The sequence below is a fragment of the Flavobacterium undicola genome (assembly GCF_009909155.2).
Taxonomy (GTDB): Bacteria; Bacteroidota; Bacteroidia; order Flavobacteriales; family Flavobacteriaceae; genus Flavobacterium; species Flavobacterium undicola.
Genome location: NZ_JAAAPM020000043.1, coordinates 1 through 25,518 on the forward strand (window position 1 = coordinate 1; position 25,518 = coordinate 25,518).

General features: G+C 32.7%; 24 protein-coding genes and 1 pseudogene. 14 read left to right on the forward strand and 11 right to left on the reverse strand.

Going from position 1 to position 25,518, the window contains the following annotated elements:
• Positions 1–131: 131 nt before the first annotated feature.
• From chrA to GTZ96_RS16810, 4 genes are all read right to left on the reverse strand, one after another.
• The gene (gene chrA / locus GTZ96_RS16795; RefSeq protein WP_161645087.1) at positions 132–1,259 is read right to left on the reverse strand and encodes a chromate efflux transporter; all 1,128 of its coding nucleotides are present in this window, start codon (positions 1,257–1,259) and stop codon (positions 132–134) included.
• A 144-nt stretch (positions 1,260–1,403) separates the two neighbouring features.
• Complete coding sequence (locus GTZ96_RS16800; protein ID WP_161645067.1) at positions 1,404–1,883, reverse strand: GyrI-like domain-containing protein; 480 nt, start codon at positions 1,881–1,883, stop codon at positions 1,404–1,406.
• A gap of 61 nt (positions 1,884–1,944) precedes the next feature.
• Positions 1,945–2,226, reverse strand: coding sequence for an antibiotic biosynthesis monooxygenase (locus GTZ96_RS16805; protein WP_161645068.1), 282 nt, complete (start codon positions 2,224–2,226; stop codon positions 1,945–1,947).
• Positions 2,227–2,229: 3 nt separating this feature from the next.
• Positions 2,230–2,757, reverse strand: a complete 528-nt coding sequence (locus tag GTZ96_RS16810) for a hypothetical protein (protein ID WP_161645069.1) — start codon at positions 2,755–2,757, stop codon at positions 2,230–2,232.
• A gap of 313 nt (positions 2,758–3,070) precedes the next feature.
• Between GTZ96_RS16810 and porX the strand changes: the two genes are divergently transcribed.
• From porX to GTZ96_RS16835, 5 genes are all read left to right on the forward strand, one after another.
• Positions 3,071–4,624 carry a T9SS response regulator signal transducer PorX gene (gene porX / locus GTZ96_RS16815; protein WP_161645070.1) on the forward strand — a complete coding sequence of 518 codons (1,554 nt, stop codon included), beginning with the start codon at positions 3,071–3,073 and terminating at the stop codon, positions 4,622–4,624.
• An 84-nt stretch (positions 4,625–4,708) separates the two neighbouring features.
• The gene (tsaE, locus tag GTZ96_RS16820; protein ID WP_161645071.1) at positions 4,709–5,116 is read left to right on the forward strand and encodes a tRNA (adenosine(37)-N6)-threonylcarbamoyltransferase complex ATPase subunit type 1 TsaE; all 408 of its coding nucleotides are present in this window, start codon (positions 4,709–4,711) and stop codon (positions 5,114–5,116) included.
• Between the two features lie 212 nt (positions 5,117–5,328).
• Positions 5,329–6,528: an alanine dehydrogenase gene (locus GTZ96_RS16825; RefSeq protein ID WP_181033222.1), complete on the forward strand. Its 1,200-nt coding sequence runs from the start codon at positions 5,329–5,331 to the stop codon at positions 6,526–6,528.
• A 37-nt stretch (positions 6,529–6,565) separates the two neighbouring features.
• On the forward strand, positions 6,566–6,943 hold the full coding sequence (locus GTZ96_RS16830; protein WP_161645072.1) for a DUF4258 domain-containing protein: 378 nt from the start codon (positions 6,566–6,568) through the stop codon (positions 6,941–6,943).
• A gap of 217 nt (positions 6,944–7,160) precedes the next feature.
• The gene (locus GTZ96_RS16835) at positions 7,161–7,760 is read left to right on the forward strand and encodes a hypothetical protein (protein WP_161645073.1); all 600 of its coding nucleotides are present in this window, start codon (positions 7,161–7,163) and stop codon (positions 7,758–7,760) included.
• Positions 7,761–7,824: 64 nt separating this feature from the next.
• Here GTZ96_RS16835 and ung read toward each other — a convergent pair whose 3' ends face one another.
• Positions 7,825–8,499, reverse strand: a complete 675-nt coding sequence (ung, locus tag GTZ96_RS16840) for a uracil-DNA glycosylase (protein ID WP_161645089.1) — start codon at positions 8,497–8,499, stop codon at positions 7,825–7,827.
• 116 nt (positions 8,500–8,615) lie between these two features.
• Between ung and GTZ96_RS16845 the strand changes: the two genes are divergently transcribed.
• Both GTZ96_RS16845 and GTZ96_RS16850 read left to right on the forward strand, forming a co-directional pair.
• A complete protein-coding gene (locus tag GTZ96_RS16845) occupies positions 8,616–10,781 on the forward strand; it encodes an endonuclease MutS2 (RefSeq protein WP_161645074.1) in 2,166 nt (721 codons plus the stop codon).
• A 220-nt stretch (positions 10,782–11,001) separates the two neighbouring features.
• Complete coding sequence (locus tag GTZ96_RS16850; protein WP_161645075.1) at positions 11,002–11,466, forward strand: thiol-disulfide oxidoreductase DCC family protein; 465 nt, start codon at positions 11,002–11,004, stop codon at positions 11,464–11,466.
• On the opposite strand, the gene GTZ96_RS16855 is transcribed toward GTZ96_RS16850, so the two are convergent.
• Positions 11,467–12,636 carry a proline dehydrogenase family protein gene (locus GTZ96_RS16855; protein WP_161645076.1) on the reverse strand — a complete coding sequence of 390 codons (1,170 nt, stop codon included), beginning with the start codon at positions 12,634–12,636 and terminating at the stop codon, positions 11,467–11,469.
• Between the two features lie 91 nt (positions 12,637–12,727).
• On the opposite strand from GTZ96_RS16855, the gene aroB reads away from it, so the two are divergent.
• The 6 genes from aroB to GTZ96_RS16885 all read left to right on the forward strand — a co-directional run bounded on the left by aroB (position 12,728) and on the right by GTZ96_RS16885 (position 19,666).
• On the forward strand, positions 12,728–13,795 hold the full coding sequence (gene aroB, locus GTZ96_RS16860; protein ID WP_161645090.1) for a 3-dehydroquinate synthase: 1,068 nt from the start codon (positions 12,728–12,730) through the stop codon (positions 13,793–13,795).
• Between the two features lie 297 nt (positions 13,796–14,092).
• Positions 14,093–15,493, forward strand: coding sequence for a type III PLP-dependent enzyme domain-containing protein (locus GTZ96_RS16865; RefSeq protein ID WP_161645078.1), 1,401 nt, complete (start codon positions 14,093–14,095; stop codon positions 15,491–15,493).
• A 99-nt stretch (positions 15,494–15,592) separates the two neighbouring features.
• Entirely contained in the window at positions 15,593–16,564 is a 972-nt protein-coding gene (locus GTZ96_RS16870) for a deoxyhypusine synthase family protein (RefSeq protein ID WP_161645079.1), read from the forward strand.
• 10 nt (positions 16,565–16,574) lie between these two features.
• Positions 16,575–16,979 (forward strand): DNA primase, encoded by a 405-nt coding sequence (locus tag GTZ96_RS16875; RefSeq protein WP_161645080.1) that lies wholly within the window; start codon positions 16,575–16,577, stop codon positions 16,977–16,979.
• 90 nt (positions 16,980–17,069) lie between these two features.
• A complete protein-coding gene (gene recQ, locus GTZ96_RS16880) occupies positions 17,070–19,184 on the forward strand; it encodes a DNA helicase RecQ (protein ID WP_161645081.1) in 2,115 nt (704 codons plus the stop codon).
• A gap of 5 nt (positions 19,185–19,189) precedes the next feature.
• Positions 19,190–19,666 (forward strand): DNA-deoxyinosine glycosylase, encoded by a 477-nt coding sequence (locus tag GTZ96_RS16885; RefSeq protein WP_161645082.1) that lies wholly within the window; start codon positions 19,190–19,192, stop codon positions 19,664–19,666.
• 1 nt (position 19,667) lies between these two features.
• Here GTZ96_RS16885 and GTZ96_RS16890 read toward each other — a convergent pair whose 3' ends face one another.
• The 4 genes from GTZ96_RS16890 to GTZ96_RS16905 all read right to left on the reverse strand — a co-directional run bounded on the left by GTZ96_RS16890 (position 19,668) and on the right by GTZ96_RS16905 (position 24,593).
• Positions 19,668–20,183 carry a DinB family protein gene (locus tag GTZ96_RS16890; RefSeq protein WP_161645083.1) on the reverse strand — a complete coding sequence of 172 codons (516 nt, stop codon included), beginning with the start codon at positions 20,181–20,183 and terminating at the stop codon, positions 19,668–19,670.
• A gap of 9 nt (positions 20,184–20,192) precedes the next feature.
• Complete coding sequence (locus GTZ96_RS16895) at positions 20,193–22,775, reverse strand: phosphoenolpyruvate carboxylase (protein WP_161645084.1); 2,583 nt, start codon at positions 22,773–22,775, stop codon at positions 20,193–20,195.
• A gap of 107 nt (positions 22,776–22,882) precedes the next feature.
• Complete coding sequence (locus GTZ96_RS16900) at positions 22,883–23,362, reverse strand: Lrp/AsnC family transcriptional regulator (protein WP_007139244.1); 480 nt, start codon at positions 23,360–23,362, stop codon at positions 22,883–22,885.
• Between the two features lie 76 nt (positions 23,363–23,438).
• Positions 23,439–24,593 carry a M14 family metallopeptidase gene (locus tag GTZ96_RS16905; protein ID WP_161645085.1) on the reverse strand — a complete coding sequence of 385 codons (1,155 nt, stop codon included), beginning with the start codon at positions 24,591–24,593 and terminating at the stop codon, positions 23,439–23,441.
• A gap of 313 nt (positions 24,594–24,906) precedes the next feature.
• Here GTZ96_RS16905 and GTZ96_RS16910 point away from each other — a divergent pair, with 313 nt between their 5' ends.
• Complete coding sequence (locus GTZ96_RS16910; protein ID WP_161645086.1) at positions 24,907–25,377, forward strand: helix-turn-helix domain-containing protein; 471 nt, start codon at positions 24,907–24,909, stop codon at positions 25,375–25,377.
• A 25-nt stretch (positions 25,378–25,402) separates the two neighbouring features.
• Here the strand turns inward: GTZ96_RS16910 and GTZ96_RS16915 are convergent.
• Positions 25,403–25,518 (reverse strand): annotated as a pseudogene (locus GTZ96_RS16915) (IS1595 family transposase); the annotation flags it as partial.

Here is a 25,518-nt window from a genome sequence, read left to right on the forward strand (position 1 = left end):
GCTTTGCAAGCTTCATCATTTGGCAATTCTTTTATAAAGTTTAGTATGCTTTGTCCTTCAAATACTTCCATAACGACTGTTTTTAAAGACATAAAAATACAGAAACTAAATGACTAACTCAATAAAATAAATCAAATAAATGTCAATAAATAACCTAGAAAAGCACCTCCAATAACAATGAAAGCACTGTTTACCTTTTTATAATTAAAAGCAATCAAAATACTCACAAAGGCAATCAAAATAGTATGCCAATCGCTGATGGTGTCTCTTCCCATTTGAATACAAATCGAAATAATTATAGCTACCGAAGCCACATTAACTGCATCCAGAAATACCGAAAAAGATGTTGAATTACGGAGCTTTTTGACTAAAGGATTCAACAAGGCTACAAAAATAAAAGAAGGCAAAAACACCGCCACAGTAGCAACCAGAGCACCCGAAATTCCATTGATTTGATAGCCTACAAAAGTCACCGAAGAAAAAACCGGTCCCGGAGTAAATTGTCCCACAGCAATGGCGTCAATTAATTCGGTGCGGCTAAGCAAACCTTTGGCAACCAATTCAGCATCCAAAAAAGCAAATAATACATAGCCGCTTCCATACAAGATGGCACCGATTTTAAAAAATATTAGAAATAAATTCCAATTACTGGCTGCTGCCAAAGTAGTTTTTGAAACAGGCAAAAGACTAAGCGGAATCCAGTTGCTTTTTAATGAATTTCTGTTTTTTATGGAAAACCAAAATAAGGATAAAAAACCAGCTCCAAAAAGCAAGGCGATTTCGTTATAGTGTAATAATGAAAGTAACAAAACAACGGCTCCAATAATTCCTAATTGAATTGTTTTCCACGATTTTTTTGCCAATGGAAAAATAGCACCCAAAATAATAGCAATAATAGCCGGTTTGATTCCGTATAAAAAAGGTTGAATTTCTGGTAATTGTCCGTATTCTTTATAGAGCCAGGCAAAAAATCCCGTCAAAATTACCGCAGGAAGAATAAAACAAAGCCCAGCTACTATCAACCCCTTCACTCCTGCTCTTTCATGACCAATATGAATCGCCATTTCGGTACTGTTAGGTCCCGGAATTAAATAAGTCGCGCCTAATAAATCCAGAAAATGTTGCTCATCAAGCCATTTTCGTTTTACGACCACTTCGTTTTGCATCATTGCTAAATGTACCGCAGGGCCACCAAATCCGATAATTCCTAATTTTAAAAAAAGTTGGGCAAGTTCTTTTAAACGTTCTTTTTCATTCATTATGACTGCTATTTTCATACTTAATTTAGAAGATAAAATAAACTATTCTTTTAAAAAAGTCATATTAAATTTTGAACACAGATTGAAGAAATCCGTTTTAATTTTTAAAAATTTCTTTAATCTGTGTTCTAAAAAAATAGAAGATTATTTCAGTCTAACAGGAATCCAAACCTCCTCTTCCGAATTAGGATCTCCTTTCTTGTATTTACTGCCTAAAATTTCAAAATGTGGTCTGTCATCCACTACGTAAGCCGAATTAGGAAACCAAGTGCCAAAGATGGATTCAAAAAAGGCCGGAGCATCACTCCCATCACCTTTATAATCAAAAACGGCATACCAACCACTCGGAATCACTAACAAATTCATATTCGCTGGAATACTATCAAAATCAGTTACTTCAACTGCAGCCCATTTTTCAAACGCAGTATTAGGATTAAAATTCCCCCAATAGCCTTCTGGAAATTGCTGTACCGAAAACAAATCAGCACTTACTGTATTTACAATTTCCTTTTTTATAGGCATAAAACTTTGCCATAACAACGCAGGATTGTAAGCCGCATAATTCATATTTTGCTTGCAACCAATTAGTTTTTTCTCTGAAAGTGTGGTGATTCTTGGTTTCATTTTTTATTACGTTTAGTGTTTATTTTCCATTTTCATCTACTTGAAATTAATCTTATAAAATTTATAAAATACCAACTTCAAGTTCATCCAAATAAATAAAATCAGGTGACTTAACTCCTGCTTCTTCTCTAATTCGCACTAGTTTAGGAGACTCAAAAAAGTTCTTAGCATCTTGATGTGAAGTCCATTTAGAAAAATGTACAATTTTATTAGAATCCTTCTCGTAATTTAAAACTTGATAGGACAATTCACCTGCCTCTTTCCTTATTTTTGAAGCAGTATCAAAAACTTTTTTCCAAGCACTATAATCCGCAACTTCATGTATAATTAGTACATATTTCATAATTTATTTCTTGGCGTTTTCTTTTCTCTTTGCTATAAATTGTTCTTTATTCGCAACGAGATGATTTTTCAAACCTATTAATCCATTAATTACCTTTTCATAATTTACAGGACTCTCTTTTATAGAATAAAATTGATAATCACTTTGCTTACTATAATCGATAGTTGCTTCCACAATTTTAATATAGTTTTCTACATTTTCGCCTAATTTATAATTTATTTCTTGCCCTAAAACGTTAGTTAAAGAAGCAAATATTGCTTTATCTCCATCTGGTTTTGTATCCGGATGAGCTAAAATGTAATACCTATATCTTAACTGACCAACATAAAACAATAAAGCCGATTCATTTACATTGCCATTTTTATAATATTTCCCTGCTTCTTCAAAAAAAGATACTGGATGTGTTTTCTCAAGCTTAGCTATTTTAATCATTACTTCCTGATTAAACAACTCAGGATGAAAAGCTTTATTTTTTTGAGCAAACAAAGAATTCGTAATAATAAATACAGCTATAATTACTATTTTTCTCATATTTTTTATTTAAATTTCAATAAGTAAATGTAGGATAATTTTGCAAATACAAAACATAAGAGTTATCAATAATACTAAATTAATTATTAATTCTCTGTTTCGCTATATTCTATTATCACTTTTCTATATTCTCTCTCTAATCTGCCTTCTGTTTTATGAATACTGTACGCCAAGGACTTTTTATCAAAAACCAAAGAAAGAAATTTTATCATAATATTAGCAACTTGGAGTATATAAAAACAGTAATTTGCACAATGAACTAGAGTTTTTCACGTTCAAATAAACTATTCATTCGATTACTATTTACATACATATGGACAAGATAAAAATACTTTGGGTTGACGATGAGATTGATTATCTAAAACCACACATTCTTTTTTTAGAGAAAAAAAATTACGAAGTTACTACCTGCAATAATGGACTTGATGCTATTGAAATATTTGAAAACGAGAACTTTGATATTGTTTTCTTAGACGAAAATATGCCCGGAATGAGCGGCTTGGAAACCCTTTCGGAAATGAAAGAGAAAAAAAGTGCTATTCCGATGATTATGATTACCAAAAGTGAGGAAGAATACATCATGGAGGAAGCCATTGGCGCTAAAATTGCCGATTACCTGATAAAACCAGTGAATCCAAACCAAATTTTACTGAGTTTAAAGAAGAATTTGGATAATTCGAAACTGATTTCTCAAAAGACCACTTTAGATTACCAAAAGGAATTCCGCAAAATTGCGATGGAAATGGGCATGGTAAACAGCTACGAGGATTGGATCGAATTGTATAAAAAACTATTGTTTTGGGAACTCCAACTCGAAGATATCAACGATCAGGGTATGATTGAAATACTGGAATCACAAAAAGTAGAAGCCAACTCGCAGTTTGGAAAATTCATTGAGCGTAATTACGAAGATTGGTTTGAACCTAAAGCCGATAAACCCATTCAGTCGCACACTTTATTCAAGGAATTAGTCGTTCCAGAACTCAAGAAAAAAGAAAGACCGGTATTGTTTGTGGTCATTGATAATTTGCGTTACGACCAATGGAAATCCTTTGAAAGCGTGGTAGCCGATTATTACAAACTGGAAAAAGAAGTACCCTACTACTCTATTTTGCCTACTGCAACTCAATATGCCAGAAATGCTATTTTCTCCGGTTTATTGCCTGTAGAAATGGAAAAAAAACATCCTGAATATTGGAAAAATGATCCTGAAGAAGGTGGGAAAAACTTATTTGAAGCTGAATTCCTTTCGGCGCAATTAAAACGTTTAGGTTTAAACATCAAAGAAGATTATTTCAAGATTACCAATTTAGCTTCGGGTAAAAAACTCGTAGAAAGTTTTAGAGCTTTAAAAGAAAATGATTTGGTTACCATCGTCTACAATTTTGTGGATATGCTTTCGCATGCCAAAACCGAAATGGATGTGGTAAAAGAACTCGCTGCCGATGATAAAGCCTATCGTTCGTTAACATTGAGCTGGTTCAAAAATTCGCCTTTGTTAGAAATCATTCAGCAAGCTCAAAAACTAGGTTTCAAATTGATTTTAACTACCGATCACGGAACAATCAACGTCAAAAATCCATCAAAAGTAGTGGGTGATAAAAACACCAGTTTGAATTTACGCTACAAAACAGGGCGCAGTCTTACGTATGAAAGCAAAGATGTTTATGCGGTAAAAGACCCAAAAAAAATTGGCTTACCTGCTATTAATATGAGTAGTTCTTATATTTTTGCAAAAAATGATTTGTTTTTGGCTTATGTCAACAACTACAATCATTATGTGAGTTATTATAAAAACACCTATCAACATGGCGGAATTTCTCTGGAAGAAATGATTATTCCTTGTTTGATATTTAATCCGAAATAAAAAGTAATTCAGTAATCAGTGTTAAGTTTAATAGTAAACACAAAACACTGATTATTAAATACTGATTACTGAACACTAAAAATTATGGAAATCACCTTTTCATTAAGCGAAATAAACAATGTTGCCGAATTGATTGTAGCGGCTCAACCCAATAAAGTAGTACTTTTTAATGGCGAAATGGGCGCTGGAAAAACTACTTTTATCAAACAATTATGTAAAACTTTGGGCGTGACCGAAGCAACCAGTAGTCCCTCTTTTTCTTTAGTTAACGAATACGAAACTACAGACAATCAAACAGTTTATCATTTTGATTTTTACCGATTGAAAAATGAAGTCGAAGCACTAGACATGGGAGTTGATGATTATTTGTATTCCGGAAATTGGTGTTTTATCGAATGGGCTGAAAACATTACTAGTCTTATTCCCGAAACACATTCGACCATTACAATTGAAGTTTTAGCTGATGGAAAACGTCTTTTAAAATTAAACTAACAGCAAAAAATATTTTATTAAAAACTGATTATCAGTAATTTATAAGTTTTATTAAGAAGTCAAATTCCGAAAACACTTCCAAATTATTTCTATAAAAACTTAAAAAATACAACTTAATGTTAATAATTAAACACATTTGTATTTTATCAAAACAGAAAGCTTATTTTTTTAATCTTTTTACGTAATTTTACTTTTTAATTGTACCAAAAACGATGTCAATATCTATAACTCCATTTACCAAACAACAGTTATTACCTCAAGAAGAGAAGCTGGAAGTAGCTAGAAAAAAAGGCGAACTATTTATTGGTATTCCTAAAGAGACTAGCTATCAAGAACGTCGCATTTGTTTAACACCAGATGCTGTGAGCTCGTTAGTATGTCATGGTCATCGTGTGATGATAGAATCAGGAGCGGGAGAAAGTGCTAGTTATTCGGATAAAGAATATTCTGAAGCTGGTGCCGAAGTAACGAAAGACACTCAAAAAGTTTTTGGTTGTCCAATGATTTTAAAAGTAGAACCGCCTACTGTAGCCGAAATCAAGATGATGAATAATCAAACGATTCTAATTTCGGCAATCCAATTAAAAACCAAGAAAAAAGATTATTTCGAAGCCTTAACTAAGAAAAAAATCACTGCACTCGCTTTTGAATACCTTAAAGATGTTGATGAAACTTACCCTGTTGTAAAATCGTTAAGCGAAATTGCAGGAACCGCTTCCATTTTGATTGCTGCCGAATTAATGATTGCCAATACCCATGGAAAAGGACTTTTATTTGGAAATATTACAGGCGTTCCTCCTACTGAAGTTGTTATTTTAGGCGCAGGAACAGCTGGAGAATTTGCTGCAAAAACGGCTATTGGATTAGGAGCTAATGTCAAAGTTTTCGATAATTCGATTACCAAACTAAGACGACTGCAAAATAGTTTAAGCCAACGCATTTTTACTTCGACCATTCAACCTAAAGCCTTAATGAAGGCACTAAGACGTTGTGATGTAGCCATTGGTGCTATACGAGGCATAGAACGCTGCCCAATTGTAGTTACCGAAACTATGGTGGAACACATGAAAAAAGGAGCTGTAATTGTCGATGTCAGCATTGATACTGGCGGTTGTTTTGAAACTTCTGAAGTAACCACACACGAAAAACCTACGTTTGTAAAAAACAATATTCTGCATTATTGCGTTCCTAATATTCCTTCCCGATATTCTAAGACAGCCTCGCTTTCTATTAGTAATATTATCACTCCTTATTTATTGAAAATTGCCGAAGATGGTGGACTGGAAAGTGCCATTCGTTGTGATAAAGGTTTGAAAAATGGTATTTATACTTACCATGGAATTCTTACCAATAGAGCCATTGGCGACTGGTTTGATTTGCCTAACAACGACATCAATTTAATTGTGTTTTAAGTAAACTTTCAATTACCTTTGCCAAAAAAATAAATCCATGAAGTTTGTACAACGTTTTTCCTACTATTTAGTAGGCTTAGTATTAGGCTGCTTTTTTGTAGCTCTTGTTTTTAGTGGAAAAGATACCCGCTGTAATTATTTTCCAAATGCACGAGTTTTAAACGATATTAGAAACAAACCTTTTGAATATTCTGCAAAAGCAACTCAGGTTTTAGCCGAGAAATGGGTTGATACAGCTGATGTTAGAAAAAGTTTAGAATTTGGTGATGTTGATTTTGATAAAAGCGATACCGACTTTGGAAAAAAAACAAAACTTTATGTAATCGAAGGAAAAACAGCTAAAAATGTAGAAATTATATTAACAGTAAAAAACGAAGAGAATAAAGCAATCCTGGAAAATATTATTAAAAAATAGCTTTTATACAATTTTGCTTTGTATCATATAAGCCATTTAAGTTTCTTTTTGAAATTTAAATGGTTTTCTTTTTTATAACATCCGAACAAAACAATAAAACAAGTAAATAACCTACAAAAACAAATAATTTATTTTATATTTGAGAAGAATAATTCAAAACCTCGTTTTTAGAGTATGAAGTTATTTATTAGTTTCCACCAATATTAATAAATTGATTATGAAAAAAATTACATCATTAGCAATAGGATTTTTTCTACTTGTTCTTACTTCATTCACTACCGAAAAAACAACATCAGCATTTCAAGAAAAATTACTTAAAGCTAAGATGAACTTTGAAATGCCAAAAGACTTTAAGGAAGTGCCAATAATCTCTAACATGCAAATGAATTATGATTTTGCTATCAAACATGTTGAAAAGAATTTTGAAGTGAGATTTGCACTTCGTTCACTAGATGATAGATTAAAAGACTATTATGAAAAAGAAAAAAACAAAAAACCGGGTGAAGTAAATCTAAGTCCAAATAAACTTTATCAAGGTTCTTTCGTCGCAATTGCTTTCAACATTTCAGGAGGTAAAATGCTTAAAGGCTCTTCAACCTTCCCGCCGGAAGCAGTTAAAGCTGAATTTAATGCTGATTGGGGAGCGATCACAATGGTTGAAGCCGGAAAGGAATTTGGACAGGATTACAAATACTGCTTTATGGTAGCAATACATAAAGACGATATTGCAGATGCGTATTATTTTTATTTAGCCAATGATCAACAAACACTAAAAGAACAAATGCAGCCCGTTTTTCACTCTCTAAAATTCAATTAATACCCAATAAAAATACAACATAGTCCAATCGTTGTGGTATAACAATTTTAAACAGGCTTTAAAACTATAAAATCCAATCAATTTCTGATTTATTATTTGCTTTCAAATATTGATTGGTTTGACTAAAATGTTTGTTCCCAAACCATTTTCCTTGATTTGCACTCATAGGCGAAGGATGCCCTGATTCTAAAACCAAATGTTTACTTCTATCAATTTTGCTTCCTTTTTTCTGTGCAAAAGCGCCCCAAAGTAAAAATACCACATTTTCTTTTTCATCTGAAATTTTTTGAATCACCGCATCGGTAAACAAATTCCATTTCAAATGTTTGTGACTATTTGGGCTGTCTTTTCTAACCGTAAGCGCGGCATTCAATAACAAAACACCTTGTTTTGCCCAATGTTCTAAATTTCCGCTTGTTGGAAAAAAAATAGAATCCAAATCATCATTTATTTCCCTAAAAATATTGCGTAATGAAGGCGGAATTTTCACTTCATCATTCACCGAAAAACACAAACCATTCGCCTCTCCTTCTCCATGATAGGGATCCTGACCAATAATTACCACTTTTACCTCTTTGAAACTGCAATAATTAAATGCTGAAAAAATCAAGTCTTTTGGTGGAAAACACACCAACTCCTGATACTCTTTTTCTACTTCTTGTAATAAATCATTAAAATAAGGTTTTTGTAATTCTTCAGACAAAATGGTTTGCCAATCAGGATTTAAGGGAATTTGCATCTTTTCTTTAATTTGTTCCGCAAAGATACACAGAGTAAACTCAATTTTTAATTGAATCTCTGCGAAAGAGTCTTTAGTATTAACTATTTTTGCATAAAAAGAAGCACTCAAAAAGAATGATATCCATCACCGAAAAAACATTACAAGACCTTCAATTTCCAACGATTCTCGAAACCATTTCTGAGATTTGTAATACCGAAATTGGAAAAGAAAAAGCACTAGAAATTACACCTTTTAGAGACAAGGAAAGTTTAATGCAAGCTTTGCTGCAAACTTCGGAGTACGTGTCTTCTTTTCAAAATAATAATGCGATTCCAAATCACGGTTTTGATGCGATAACATACGAAATAAAATTTCTGGCCATCGAAGACAGTTTTCTTGAAGTAGGCAGTTTTAGAAAAATTGCAACTCTGTCTTCAACAGTAAATTTCTTGTTGAATTTCTTGAGAAAATTTGACGATTACTATCCAAATATCAACGCCAGAGCTTCACGCGTTGAACTTACTAAGGAAATTGTAACTCTTATTGATACCGTTGTCGATAAATATGGCGAAATAAAAGACAATGCTTCTCCTGTTTTATTAGACATTCGTAGAAATATGAACTTGGTTCGTGGGAAAGTAAATCAGAGTTTTGGCATTGCTTTAACCCAATACAATGGCTTAGGTTATTTGGACGATATCAAAGAAAGTTTTGTGCAAAATCGTCGTGTTTTAGCGGTATTATCGATGTATCGTCGAAAAGTAAGAGGGACTATTTTAGGAAGTTCTAAAACAGGAAGTATTGCTTACATCGAGCCTGAAATGACACTGAAATATTCCAGGGAATTAAGCAATTTAGAATACGAAGAAAAGGAAGAAATCACGCGTATTTTAAAGCAATTATCGAATGCTATTCGTCCATTTTTGCCAACATTAAAAGAATATCAGGAATTTTTAAGTGATGTTGATGTAATTGCTGCCAAAGCAAAATATGCCGAAAGAATCAATGGGATTTTACCTGCCATTACTGAGGAACGTCGTTTGTATTTTAGAGACGCCTTCCATCCTATTTTGTATTTAACCAACAAACAAAAAAAGGAAGTTACTTATCCGCAAACGATCGAATTGCAACAAGAAAACCGAATTATTGTTATTTCGGGACCTAATGCCGGAGGAAAAACCATTTCGTTAAAAACGGTGGGATTACTCCAATTGATGTTGCAATCGGGAATGTTGATTCCGGTTCATGAACGATCCGAAACTTTTTTATTCGACAGAATATTAACCGATATTGGAGACAACCAATCTATTGAAAATCATTTAAGTACCTACAGTTACCGATTAAAGAACATGAACTACTTCTTGAAGAAGTGTAACAGTAAAACGATGTTTTTGATTGACGAATTTGGTACTGGTTCTGATCCTGAATTAGGAGGAGCCTTGGCAGAAATTTTCTTAGAGGAATTCTATCACCGGGAAGCTTTTGGAATCATCACAACCCATTATTCGAATTTAAAAATTTTGGCTAACGAATTGCCTTTTGCTATCAATGCCAACATGATGTTTGACGAAAAATCATTGGAACCCATGTACAAATTGGCTTTAGGACAAGCGGGAAGCTCGTTTACTTTTGAAGTAGCACAGAAAAACGGAATTCCGTTTGGCTTAATCAATCGTGCCAAAAAGAAAATTGAAGTGGGTAAAGTCCGTTTTGATAAAACCATTGCCACCTTACAAAAAGAGCGTTCTAAACTCGAGAAAACTTCTCAAAACCTGAAAGAAGAAGAAACCAGAGCGCGTGAAGAAGGTAAAAAGATGGAAAACATCAATGTAAAAATCAAACAAAAACTGGAAAGCTATCAGGAATTATACGACAGCAATCAGAAAACGATTTACATTGGCCAAAAAATAGAAGATATTGCTGAGAAATATTTCAATAATAAAAACAAAAAGGAATTGATTGGCGAGTTTTTGAAAATAGTTGAAATCGAAAATTCGAAACGTAAAAAAGCGACTCCAAAAGAAAGCAAAGCTATAATTGAGAAGAAAAAAGAAGTTATTGCTGAAGTTACAGTCCAAGTAGAAGAAATTCGAAAAGAGAAAAAAGAAAAGAAATTAAAACCTGTTATCGAAAAACCGAAACCTATTTTAAAAGTGGGTGATCGCGTGCGAATGTTGGATGGAAAAGCGGTAGGAAGTATTGATTCTATTGAAAAAAACAAAGCAACAGTCAATTATGGTATTTTTACTTCTAAGGTAAATTTGGATGAATTGGACTTGGTGGAAGCAGTGAAGAAGTAATCAGTTTCCAGTGAACAGTGTTCTGAGTCATTGCGAGGAACGAAGCAATCACACAATTTTGTCATTCCGAGGAACGAGGAATCTCCATTAGATATTCCGCAAACTGAATAAAAAAGATATTTGAATTTGATCATGGAGTTACTTGCGGAGATTCCTCGTTCCTCGGAATGACAAACTACATCAAAATTAAAGATATAATGACTGAATAATACATACTGAAATGGAAACACCTAATGAGATTGCTTCCGCCACGACGGACAAGTCGTTCCTCGCAAAATTACCCAAAAACAAAAAAATAATTCTCTTTGACGGTGTTTGCAATTTATGCGATTCGGCAGTGCAGTTTATTATAAAGCACGATAAAAAAGATGTGTTTCGTTTCGTGGCATTGCAATCTGGTTTTGGTCAGGAAATTTGTGATTATATTGGTGTAAACCAAAAAGCAACTGATAGCATCATCTTGTACGAACCCGGAATTGCGTATTACTACAAATCGGAAGCTGCTTTGAAAATAGCTTCTCAATTGGGCGGATTTTATGGTTTTCTGGCTGGTTTTAACTTTTTTCCAAAAAGAATCAACGACTCCATTTACGATTATATCGCTAAAAACCGCTATAAATGGTATGGCAAAAAAGAACAGTGTATGATTCCAACAGCTGAATTAAAAGCAAAATTTTTAGAGTAGCTAAGCACGTTTTCTTCGCTGACGTTCTTTTATAATCATTTCTAATTCGCGACTCGTTTGTCCAGCAACAGCAGTATTTTCCTGAGCACGACGAATTAAATAAGGAACTACTTCTTTAACTGGTCCAAAAGGAAGGTATTTAGCAACATTATATCCATTGGCTGCCAAATTAAAACTCATAGTATCGCTCATACCATACAATTGTCCAAACCAAATTCGAACATCATTAGTGGCAATGTTTTTTTCTTGCATTAATTCCATCAAATAATACGCACTTGCTTCATTATGTGTCCCTGCAAAAAGAGAAAAAACATCTAAATTATTGATAATATACTGCAAAGCGGCATCATAATTTTGATCGGTTTCTGGTTTGCTGGAAAAAATAGGTGATGGATAATTATCTTCTTCGGCGCGATCGTTTTCCTTTTCCATATAAGCGCCTCGAACCAGTTTAATTCCGATAAAAAAACCTTCTGCTTGAGCTGTTTGGTATAAAATTTTCAAATAATCCATTCGATCCTGACGATACATTTGCAAAGTACTATAAACAATGACTTTTTCTTTATTGTATTTACGCATCATTTCGAGAATCAATTTGTCAGCGGCAGTTTGCATCCAACTTTCTTCGGCATCAATTAAAATAGGAACACTTTTTTGAAAAGCTGCATTACAAATCCAATCAAAACGAGCTTCTACACTACTCCATTCTTCTTGTTCTATATAATTTAAAACTTCCTTATTCCCTATTTTTTCATATAAATCAATGCGTCCAAAACTTGTAGGTTTGAAAACTGCGAAAGGAATTGCCTGACGTTCTTTGGCAAATTCGATTATTTTGAGCATTTTTTGGAGCGCATTATCAAATTCGCTTTCACTTGCCTTCCCTTCCACCGCATAATCTAAAACAGACGAAACGCCTTTCGTATCAAGAATATCGACTACTTTAAGACAATCTTCTTCGTTAATTCCTCCGCAAAATTGATTAAAGATGCTTTTTCGAATTAAATTTTCGACTGGTAAATTCAATTGCAAAGCCAGGCTGATAATTTTCGTTCCTATTTTGACCAATGGTTTCAGAGCCATTATTTTAAAAAGAAAATAAGATGCATTCAATTGGCTATTACTTTTTAAAGCAAAAGCGATTTGGGTATTATCGAATATCTTTTTCATTTTTTTCGCTATTTAAAACAAATATAGCCAGAGTTATGAACATTAATTACTAGAAATTACCTTATTTTGCATTTCAAATTAATTAATGACGATGCAAACAATTCAAGCCAATAACTACCCAATCTATTTTAACGAAAAAGGATATGAAGCTTTAAATCTTCATCTAACTGAGAATAAATATTCTAACATTTTTATAATTGTAGACAGTAATACTAATGAGTTTTGTTTATCAAAATTATTGCCTTACATCGAAACCGATTTAAATGTTGAAATTATCGAATTTGAAGCAGGTGAAGAGAATAAAAATATTGAAACCTGTGTTGAAATTTGGAAAGTACTTACTGAACTTGGAGGCGATAGAAAAAGTCTGGTATTGAACCTTGGAGGTGGTGTTGTTACTGATCTTGGTGGTTTTGTAGCTTCTACTTTCAAACGTGGCGTTGATTTTATTCACATTCCTACTACTTTGCTTTCGATGGTAGATGCTTCGGTAGGTGGGAAAAACGGAGTGGATTTAGGGAATTTAAAAAACCAAATAGGTGTTATAAATGTGCCAAATATGGTTCTTATTGACACTCAATATTTAGAAACGGTTCCTCAAAACGAAATGCGTTCAGGACTTGCCGAAATGTTAAAACACGGTTTAATCTACGATAAAAAATACTGGGAAGAATTTCTGGATATTTCAACTATTGATTTCAACACACTTGACCAATTGATTTACAGATCAGTAGAAATTAAAAATGAAATTGTAAAACAAGATCCAACCGAAAAAAACATTCGAAAAGCTTTGAATTTTGGACATACTTTAGGTCACGCCATTGAAGGTTATTTTCTGGAAAGCGAAACAAAAACTACCCTACTCCATGGAGAAGCAATTGCTGTGGGAATGATTCTTGAAAGTTACATCTCTTTAAACAAAGGATTAATTTCTAAGGAAGAATATGTTCAAATCAAAAATGTATTAAAGTCAATTTACGAAGAAATCATTTTTGAAGAAGAAGACATTGAACCTATCATGGATTTGTTAATACACGACAAAAAAAATGAATACGGAAGCATTCAGTTTGCATTAATTGAAGGTATTGGAAAGATAAAAATCAATCAAGCTGTTGAGAATGAATTAATTCTTGAAGCCTTTGAAGATTACAAATCTTAACTGTTTTTTTTATACAAAAGGATTGCATCACTTATATTTTATTTTTTACATTTGCCGCAATGAAAAAAGATCAAAAACAAAGAAATTATAACTCAAATCAGAACGTTAACAATGATTCTTTCTTAGGAATATTGAAGCGTTTTAATTTAGTGATTAGTCCATTTAATTTTGATATTTTTCAATACCTAAAAGTAGAAAACGAAAAATTGCAAATTATATATGCAAATATTAGAGTTTGAATTATAGCTTAATAACTATATCGTTAATCTATAAAAAAACTAAAACTCTAAAAATCTAATGAATACAAAATATTCTGACTTAATAAATCAAACATACTATTTCCCTCAGGAAGAATTCAAACTGAACAAAGACAATCTTCATTTTCACAATATCGATTTGATGAAATTGGTTGAAAAGTATGGTACTCCTTTAAAATTTACTTATTTACCTCAGATTTCTAACAACATCAGCAAAGCCAAAAGCTGGTTTCGTAAAGCGATGGAAAAAAACAAATATGAGGGAAAATACTATTATTGTTATTGCACAAAAAGTTCTCATTTTGAGTTTGTTATGAATGAAGCTTTTAAAAACAATATCCATGTTGAAACTTCATCTGCATTTGACATTAATATTGTTGAGAACCTTTTAGAAAATGGCAAAATCAACAAAAGCACTTATATTTTATGTAACGGTTTCAAAAGAGATCAATACATCGAAAACATTGCCCGTTTAATCAATAACGGACATAAAAATACTATTCCAATTATTGACAACTATGAAGAATTAGATTTACTTCAATCGGAAATTAAAGGAAAATTCAAAATCGGTATCCGTATCGCTGCCGAAGAAGAACCTAAATTTGAGTTCTATACTTCAAGACTAGGAATTGGTTACAAAAACATTGTTTCTTTTTATAAAAAACAAATTCAGGAAAACGATAAATTAGAGTTGAAAATGCTTCACTTCTTTATCAATACCGGAATCAACGATACAGCTTATTATTGGAACGAATTGGTAAAGTGTATCAAAGTGTACATTGCTCTTAAAAAAGAATGTCCTACCCTGGATGGTTTGAATATCGGAGGAGGTTTTCCAATAAAAAACTCTTTAGCATTCGAATACGATTACCAATACATGATTGACGAAATCATCAATCAAATCAAAATTGCCTGTGACGAAGCCGAAGTAGATGTTCCTCATATTTTTACTGAATTTGGATCATTTACTGTAGGTGAAAGCGGCGGAGCGATTTATCAGGTTCTTTATCAAAAACAACAAAACGACAGAGAAAAATGGAATATGATTGATTCTTCATTCATTACCACTTTGCCAGATACCTGGGCTATAAACAAGCGTTTTATCATGTTAGCCGTAAACCGTTGGAATGACACTTACGAAAGAGTATTATTAGGAGGTCTTACTTGTGATAGTGATGACTACTACAACTCGGAGCAAAACATGAATGCCATTTATTTACCAAAATATAACAAAGAAAAACCACTATATATTGGTTTTTTCAATACTGGTGCTTACCAGGAAACCATTGGAGGATACGGTGGACTACACCACTGTTTAATACCACAACCCAAACATATCTTAATAGATAGAGACGAAAATGGTATTTTAGCTACAGAAGTATTTTCGGAACAACAAACCTCTGAAGACGTATTAAAAATTTTAGGTTACAACAAAAAATAATTAACAAAACACACAATTAGTAGATTTATAATTTCATTATATTTGAACGCATTTAGATTCAAATACACATAAATTTACAAAATATTTAAACCCCTTAAAATGAGTAAAGGACCGATCAGTCAGTTTATTGAAAAGCATTATTTACATTTCAATTCTGCATCTTTAGTCGATGCCGCAAAAGCTTACGAGCAACAATTAGCCAATGGTGCTAAAATGATGGTAAGTATGGCTGGTGCTATGAGTACAGCAGAAATTGGAAAAATCTTCGCCGAAATTATTCGTCAGGACAAAGTTCAAATTATCTCTTGTACAGGAGCAAACCTTGAAGAAGATATCATGAACTTAGTAGCACACTCTCATTACGAAAGAGTGTCTAACTACCGTGATCTAACCCCGGAAGACGAATGGGCTTTACTTGAAAGAGGATTAAATCGTGTAACAGATACTTGTATTCCTGAGCATGAGGCTTTCCGTAGATTACAAAAACACATCTACAAAATATGGAAAGATGCTGATGATAAAGGAGAGCGTTATTTCCCTCATGAATTCATGTATAAAATGCTTCTTTCTGGAGTATTGGAAGAATATTACGAAATTGACTTAAAAGATAGCTGGATGTATGCTGCAGCTGAGAAAAATTTACCTATTATTGTTCCTGGATGGGAAGACAGTACTATGGGGAATATTTTTGCTTCTTATGTTATCAAAGGAGAATTGAAAGCATCAACTATGAAGTCCGGTATCGAATACATGACTTTCTTAGCTGATTGGTATCCAAAAAACAGTAGTAATGGTATTGGATTTTTCCAAATTGGTGGTGGTATCGCAGGAGACTTCCCTATTTGTGTTGTTCCAATGTTATACCAGGATATGGAAATGCACGACATTCCGTTTTGGAGTTATTTCTGCCAAATTTCAGATTCTACAACCAGTTATGGTTCGTATTCTGGAGCTGTTCCAAACGAAAAAATCACTTGGGGAAAATTAGACATAAAAACACCTAAGTTTATCATTGAATCAGATGCTACTATTGTAGCACCATTAATTTTTGCTTATTTATTAGATTTATAATACCATTTTTATGAGAAGAGTTATTGTTGAGTACGCTAAGCTGACAAATGAAATTTTAAACTTATTAGTTGAAAAATTTCCTGATGGATATGATGACGAAGATGTTATCCGTTTTAGAAATGCTAAAAACGAATTAATAGAAGCTGTCGAAGTTCGTACTGAAGATACTATTTATTTAGTAAAAATTAGTACTAAGCTTGCTGATAGAATTGAGAATTATGACGAAGATGACGAAATTGATGATGAAATCGAACCAATTCTTCCTATAAAAGGTTTGGATCTGGATGACGATATTAGTGATGACGATGATGAAGATGATAATATTGATAAGCCAGAGCTAGATGAAGATGATGAAGATGGAGATGGTAATGACAAAGACATTGCAGACGACGAAGACGAAGATGATGAAGATTAATTCATAACAACATAAAAAAGGAACTCACAAAAGAGTTCCTTTTTTTATTACTCTAATACAACAACAAAATTCCTAATTAGCATTCTCAAAATGATTACTTCCTCAATATTACATACTACACTTAAAGAAAATTTTGGATTTGAAAAATTCAGAAGCAATCAGGAAGAAATTATAAATACCATATTAAACGGCAATGATACTTTAGCCATCATGCCTACAGGTGGAGGAAAATCAATTTGTTTTCAATTACCAGCATTATTGTTTCCCGGAATTACTATTGTGATTTCGCCGCTTATTGCGTTAATGAAAGATCAGGTAGATAGTTTAAAAGCTAACGGAATTGCGGCTTGTTTTATCAACAGTACACAAACAGAAGCCGAACAGCAACAACATATTGAAAACCTAAAAAACAACAAAGTAAAATTAGTTTACATTGCACCCGAAAGTTTATCCTATCTCGACAATGCTTTTAGCGTCCTTACGATAAGCTTAATTGCTATTGACGAAGCCCATTGTATTTCATCTTGGGGACATGACTTTAGACCTGCTTATACTAATTTAGGTTATCTAAAAAATCGCTTCCCTACTACTCCAATTCTTGCTTTAACTGCTACTGCCGATAAAGCTACACGTCAAGATATTAGCAATCAATTAAACTTACGAAAACCAGCAATTTTCATTTCTTCTTTTGATCGAAAAAATCTAAGCTTAGAAGTACGTCCTGCCTTAGACAGAGTCAAACAAATTATTGATTTTATCGAATCAAAGCCAAGCGATTCCGGTATTATTTATTGTCTTAGTCGAAAAACAACCGAAGAGCTTGCGGAAAAGCTCAGTAAAACCGGAATCAATGCCAAAGCTTACCATGCTGGTTTAGATAGCGAACTTCGTTCTAAAACGCAAGACGAATTTATTAACGACCAATGTCAGGTGGTTTGCGCTACCATTGCTTTTGGAATGGGAATTGACAAATCGAATGTTCGCTGGGTGATTCATTACAACCTACCTAAGAATATTGAAGGCTATTACCAGGAAATTGGTCGTGCTGGTCGCGATGGATTGAATTCGGAAACCATTTTATTCGAAAGTTATGGCGATTTGATTCAGTTGCAAAAATTTGCTTCGCAAGGGCAAAATTCTGAAATCCAATTGGCAAAGCTCGAAAGAATGAAGCAATATACCGATGCACTGAGTTGTCGCAGAAAAATATTGCTTTCTTATTTTGGCGAAATTGTAACCGAAAATTGTGGCAACTGTGATATTTGCAAAAATCCACCTGCCTTTTTTGATGGAACCATCATTGCCCAAAAAGCACTTTCGGCTATTATTAGACTTCAGGAATCAGAACCATTAGCCGTAATTGTTGATTTTTTACGAGGCTCTAAAAACGCCTACATTTACGAAAAAGAATATCAAAACTTAAAAACATACGGCGTAGGCAGTGAAACCTCTTGGCACGACTGGAATCAATACCTGATTCAATTAATTAATTTGGGGTATTGCGAAATTGCTTTTCACCAGCAAAATAAAATCAAACTTACGCCTTTAGCCAAGAAAGTACTATTTGAAAACGAAAAAGTACAACTCAACACCGTACAAAAAGCAAATACCAACAAAACTGAAGCCAAGGAAACTAAAACAAAAGTAGTAGCCAATTCATTGTTTGAAAGCTTACGCAAATTGCGTTATGAACTAGCGAAAGAAGAAGATGTTCCCGCTTATGTAATTTTTAGCGATGCTGCTTTACGCCAAATGGAAATTAATCGTCCAATGAGTGAAGAAGAATTGATTGCCATTGACGGTGTAGGAAAAGCCAAATTAGAAAAATATGGTGATACGTTTATCAAAACCATAATTGCTTTTCAAAAAGACAAAAAAGTAAAATCTAAAAAAGAATCCAGCACCTACAAAGAAACTTTAGCTTTGTATCAGGAAGGATTTTCTACCGAAGAAATTGCGGTAAAACGAAAATTAGGCTTAGGAACTATTATGTCACATTTGGCAAAGCTATATTTAGACGGAGCTTCAATTGATTTGCACCAATTTGTTTCAGAAGAAGAAGTCAATTTAATAGCTGCAGCTCGAATAAAACTAGAGAAACCCGCTGCTTTAAAACCTTATTTTGATTATTTCGAAGAAAAAGTAGCTTATGAAAAAATAAGACTAGCTTTAGCAATTCTTGAGAAAGAAGAAAATACTATCTAGAAACTATGATTTATTCCTTTGCTCCTTTTGTCAACTCCGAAACCGAAATTATAATTCTAGGAACCATGCCCGGAATTGCGTCATTAGAAAAACAAGAATATTATGCGCATCCACACAATCATTTCTGGAAAATAATTTACGCTATACTTGATAAACCGCCAGTTGCTACTGTTTTCGAAGAAAAAATAAAACTATTACAAACGAATAAAATTGGAATTTGGGATGTTATAGAAAATTGTGAACGCAAAGGAAGTTTAGACATCCACATCAAAAATCATAAGCCAAATGATTTTGAAAACCTATTCAAACAATATCCAAATATTAAAAAAATCATCTTTAACGGAAAAGAAAGTCACCGCTATTTTATTAAAAATTTCGGGCAAATAAAAGGCATTACTTATTATGTAATGCCTTCTACAAGTCCCGCTAATACGATGTCTTTTGATAACAAGTTAAAAATTTGGTCTACTTGTTTTTATTAGTTTAGAGGTATCTTTCCTGAAAAACTTTTTGATGATGCTTTTGATGTCCAATGATTATGAAACCTATCGCTCGCACTGAAATTTCATGATTAGAAGCAGTTCCAATTCTTCTTAATTGTTCTTCTGAAAAACTCTTAAAAAGCGCCAAGGTACTTTGACGAACAATTGACAATTCAGTTAATAATCCTTGTAAATGTCTACTATTAGCATCCGTATTTAAAGCAAAAGCATTTTCATCAAATCCCGGCAATGGCGTTTTGTCATTTCTTGAAATTCGCAAAGCACGATAAGCAAAAACACGTTCGGTATCAATGATATGCTGAATAATTTCTTTGATTGTCCATTTGCCTTCGGCATAACGATAATCAAATTTATCCATTGGAATATCCTGAACAAAACGAATAAAATCATGAAGACTTATTTCTAAATCTTCATATAAATCTCCATCTCCTGCTGCTTTTATATAAGTAGCATTAAACACGGAATACTCGTTTTCCGGGACAACTGTAGCCTTCATAATCGAATATTAAGCTGAATTTCTACTTGCATTAGTGTTTCCAAATAAAGAACGCATTACGATTTTCTCGTACACTTTGATCAATTTATCATCTGGAACACTCTCTTTATTTAATTCGTTGATTCGCAACAAAGCATATTGTTGAATAGTCAACAAAGGCAATACAATACGCTCTCTAATTTGAATTGAAGCCATTCCGTCAGGATAATTTTCCATCAATTGTTGATGACCAGCAATTTTCAACAATAATCTTTTGGTTTCCAAAAATTCATCGTAGATATTTTGCCAAAACTCTCCAAATTCAGGATCGTTTTTCATGTAAGCTGTTAATGGGAAGAATGATTTTGCCAATGACATCATACTGTTCTCTAACAAAGTTTTAAAGAACATTGAACTATCATATAAATCCTGAACCTTATCCCACTGGTTTGAATCCTCAAAATATTTCAAAGCTGTACCTACACCATAAAATCCAGGAACGTTTTGTTTCAATTGACTCCAGGAACCTACAAACGGAATTGCTCTTAAATCTTTAAAATCTAGTTTTTCAGATTTACTTCTTTTAGAAGGACGGCTTCCAATATTAGTTTTTGCATAATATTTCAACGTACTCATTTTCTCTAAATACGGAATGAATTTATCATGATTCTTAAAACTTAAATATTTTTTATATCCTAAATCAGATAATTGGTTCATCACCGCTTTATCATCATCAGATAATTTATTCAATTCTTTATTAAACACATGATTTGTAACACCAGCACTTAATAAATTCTCTAAGTTATGACGACAAGAATCTAAAGTTCCGAAATTAGAACTAATGGTTTGTCCTTGAACAGTTACCTGAATTTCTTTATTTTCAATGTTTGGCCCTAAAGAAGCATAGAATTTATGTGTTTTTCCTCCTCCACGAGCAGGTGGTCCACCACGTCCATCAAAAAAGATAACTTTTACGCCATATTTTCTGGAAATAGCCGTAAGCGCTTCTTTTGCCTGATAAATACTCCAGTTAGCCATTAAATAACCACCATCTTTTGTACCATCAGAAAACCCAAGCATAATAGTTTGCTTCATTCCTCTATCAGCCAAATGTGCTGCATAAACAGGGTTTGTGTACAATTGCTCCATTACATTATGCGCATTTTGCAAATCGTCAACCGATTCGAATAAAGGCACAATATCAACAGAAGGATGTTCCCAATCGCTCAAACGAATCAAAGCAAATGTCTCTAAAACATTCACTGCATTTTCGTTATTACTAATAATATAACGATTTGCTCCTAATTCACCATTGCTTTCCTGAATTTGTTTAATGGCTTGAATAGACTCAATTGTCGATTTAGTCATTTCGTTTTTAAAATCAGAAGGAATCAAATTTCCTTTAGCATTGGTTAAAACCTCACATTTTTCAGCTTCTGATAATTCATAGTAGTTTTTAGGGAAAACATCTTTTCCATTTTCTAAATAATAATCGAAAACATCTTTAAATACAGCATCGTGAATCTTACTGTTTTGACGAATATCTAAAGTAGCAAAGTGGAATCCAAACAAATTCAATTTGATAAACAAGGCTTCTAATTCATCAAGATACAAAGACTGATGTTGCTCAACAATTATCGTTTTTATTTTGTTTAACTGTGATTTAAATTCATCTAAAGTGATGTAAATTTCGCCTCTTGAATAAAAAACAGAACGGTATAATTTGTTTTCAAGTTCAGCAACTAAAACATCTACTCCCGGGAAAGTTAATTTTCTTTTTAAGTTTCTCATTTCGAAATAGTAACATTTCAAAATAGAAGTTCTTAAACGATCAGCCACTTTTAAAGTAATATCTGTAGTTACAAATGGATTACCATCTCTATCTCCTCCTGGCCAAAATCCAAGTTGGATAATAGGATTTTTAATCCCCTCAGGTGAAATATTAGTTTCCAGATAATGCATCATATCACCAGCGGTGTCATAAAATACATTTTCTAAATACCAAATTAAACTTACTGCCTCGTCAAAAGGATTTGGCTTTTCGTTTTTTATAAATGGTGTTTTTCCTAATTGTGCTAAAAGCTGTTTGATTTGTAACAGGTTATTATCACGAATAGCCTGAGTCAAATCGTTAATAATCCCTAAAACAGCGCCTGGATAAAATTGTGTAGGATGCGCTGTTAAAACCGTTCTAACATTAAAATTTTCTAAAAATTCAACTAAATCTTCGTTTTTCCCTCTAGCATCCGCTTTTTCTTTGATATCTCTCAAAGAACCACGCCCCTCCATGTTATTTACAATAGGAAATGCAGCATCTTCTATAGCATCAAACAATACAATTTGACGTTCGATATACTGAATAAAACGAAACATCAAATCGATGTTATCAGCTTCTACATCAGTATGTAAATATTTTTTAGAGAAAAATTCAAATATCTCCTTTGGTGTTTCCATTTTTTTAAAACCTGTTTCACAAACATCTGTGAACAAAGGAAGTAAAGCACCTGTGTTGTCTATAGAATCAAAGGGTAAAGTAATGAAAACGCTGTTGTAAATATTATATTTAGAAAGTACATTTTGCTTAAAACGTTCTATTTTAGGGAGCGTATACATAAATTATGTTGAATTATTTAGTTAATTTTATTGTATTGTTGTGTTTGAAAAAAAATAACCCCAAGAGTCAACTTGAGGTAATATTTTAAACATAGCATTCAAGTTAATTACATGTTTTTGAAAATAGTATGCATCAAACGCTTTTTATCGTTTATGCTTTCCTCAAGAGAAATCATTGTTTCAGTTCTGTAAACACCATCGATATCGTCAATCATGAAGATAACATCCTTAGCATGTTTAGTATCTTTAGCTCTGATTTTACAGAAAATATTAAATTTCCCTGTAGTTACAGAAGCAACAGTAACAAATGGAATCTCATTAATGCGTTGTAAAACAAATTTAGTTTGAGAAGTGTTATTCAAGAAAACACCAACATAAGCAATAAAAGAATAGCCTAATTTATCATAATCAAGAACCAGTGAAGATCCCATTATGATTCCGGCATCTTCCATCTTCTTTACTCTAACATGCACTGTTCCAGCAGAAATCAATAATTTTTTTGCAATATCCGTAAACGGAACTCTCGTATTGTCAATCAACATGTCTAATATCTGATGATCTACTTCATCTAAACGGAACTTACTCATATTTCTCTAATTATATTATTAATTGTCATTTTAAAGCATAAAAATATACATAAAAATGATAAAGTCGTACAAAAAATTACTTTTTTATCAATCCATTAACAAATTTAAGTTTTTTATCTAAACAAAAATTTGCTTTTTGATCCAGTTTTGGAACATTTCCTTCCTCATCTTCATAAGCAGCTCCCTGGGCATCATATACTTCATGACCGAAAAAACCCTCTAATTCATCAAGCTTTGCAATATAAGCGTTAAAATGGATTGCACCATCAACTAACTCTTCCTTATACTGTGCAGCAAAATTCGTTATTTTTTCAATACCGTCATAATTTATTTTAATCTTTTTGTATATAAAATCATAAAAAACGACTTTATTTTGAGGAATATTCAAATAATCCTCCGTTCTATTAACTTCTATAACGTTTTCGCTAAGTATTGTAAAACTCGAAACCAAAGCCATGAAAACATATTTTCGAGTAATCTCTCTTTGGTAATCCCCTGAAAAATGCCCAGCCTCAAACAAAATTGTTGGTACACCTAAATACTGAAAGGTATCTCCAATACAATTAATATTAAAAGAATCATCAAATCGTCCAATTTGACCAGGAATAAATTCTTGTAAAACCGCATTCATGCCCGCAATCAAGTTAATTGCTTTTTGTCTCGAATCATTTATTTCTCTTTCTTCATTATAAGAAGGAGCTAAAAACGATACAGTTGCCGGTTTTCCAGTGTCAGCAACACCAAAAATAGTACGCTGATCATGAAGATTATAACAAAAATCAGGTTTAAAATCTTCAAAAACCGCTCGCAAAACCTTGCTTTCTGGTTGAGTAAGATCTTGTGAATCTCTATTTAAATCAATTTCATTTGCATTTGCTCGAGTATACAAAGTCGCACCGTCAGGATTCAACATTGGTAAACAGCAAAATGTAAAATTGGCCAATAAATCTTTAGCCAAATCAGAACCATTATGCAACACGTTCAAAAAGTCAAATAATGCTTTTGTAGTGGTACTTTCGTTACCATGCATTTGTGACCAAAGATAAATTTTAGTTTTCCCGGTACCAATAACATACTTATAAATAGGTCTTCCTTGAACTGATTTCCCAATAACCGAAAGTTGATTATCTGTATTAATTCTTTTCAAAATAGGCTCAATAGACTCTAATGTCAAATACCTGCCTTCAATCGTTTTTTCCTTGTTGTCAAGAAACAACTGCTCTAAATTCATAATCTAATATATTTGATTTACAAAAGTAAACATCTTTATTTTTACATTTGTAAACTGAGTTTTATTGAATTGTTTTAATATTGTAAACAGTTTTTCTAGTCTTTTAGGATAATCTTAATTCTGGATAGTTAACAAATGTCATTCATTTTTAAAACAATACCTAAATATCATTATCTCAAGAGTTTAAACAACAATAACTAAACCTTAATATTAACAATTAAAGATGTTTAACATCGATTTACAACTGTAAATTTGTGATTCTGATTGGTTTTGGTTACATTTGTAAATACAGTATTTTAAACTCCAATTTACAATGGTAAACACTGACGATTTTATAAAAAGACTCGAAATTATACTGGATTATTACGGTATAAACGCCTCGGCATTTGCCGATAAAATTGGCGTGCAACGCTCTAGTTTGTCTCACCTCCTTTCCGGAAGAAACAAACCAAGTTTGGATTTTATCCTTAAAATTCTTGACGTGTATCCTGAAGTCGATTTGTATTGGATTTTAAATGGTAAAGGCAGCTTTCCTAAAAATAGCTCAAAACCAACTGAATTAGAAACAACAACCAACTTTAACCCTATTCCTGCCACTACAACGGCTAAACTTGAAGTAAATGAAGATTTATTTTCGAAAAGTAGCATCGAAGAAACAACAACAACTTCATCGAAACACTCAAATGAAATAGTAAAAAATCTATTTGAAGAAGATATTGAAAAAATAGTTTTTTTCTATAAAGACGGTACTTTCAAAACCTTTAGTCCGAATGCAAAAAAATAGATAAACCCAATTTTTATTTTTTGAGTTATACACTTAATATCTGTTTTATGTTTTTTTGATAAATCGGTTTTGCATTCACCATTCTTTCTATGGATTTATGAAAAATACTTGTTTTAAATTGAGAACGGTTTATCCTAAAAC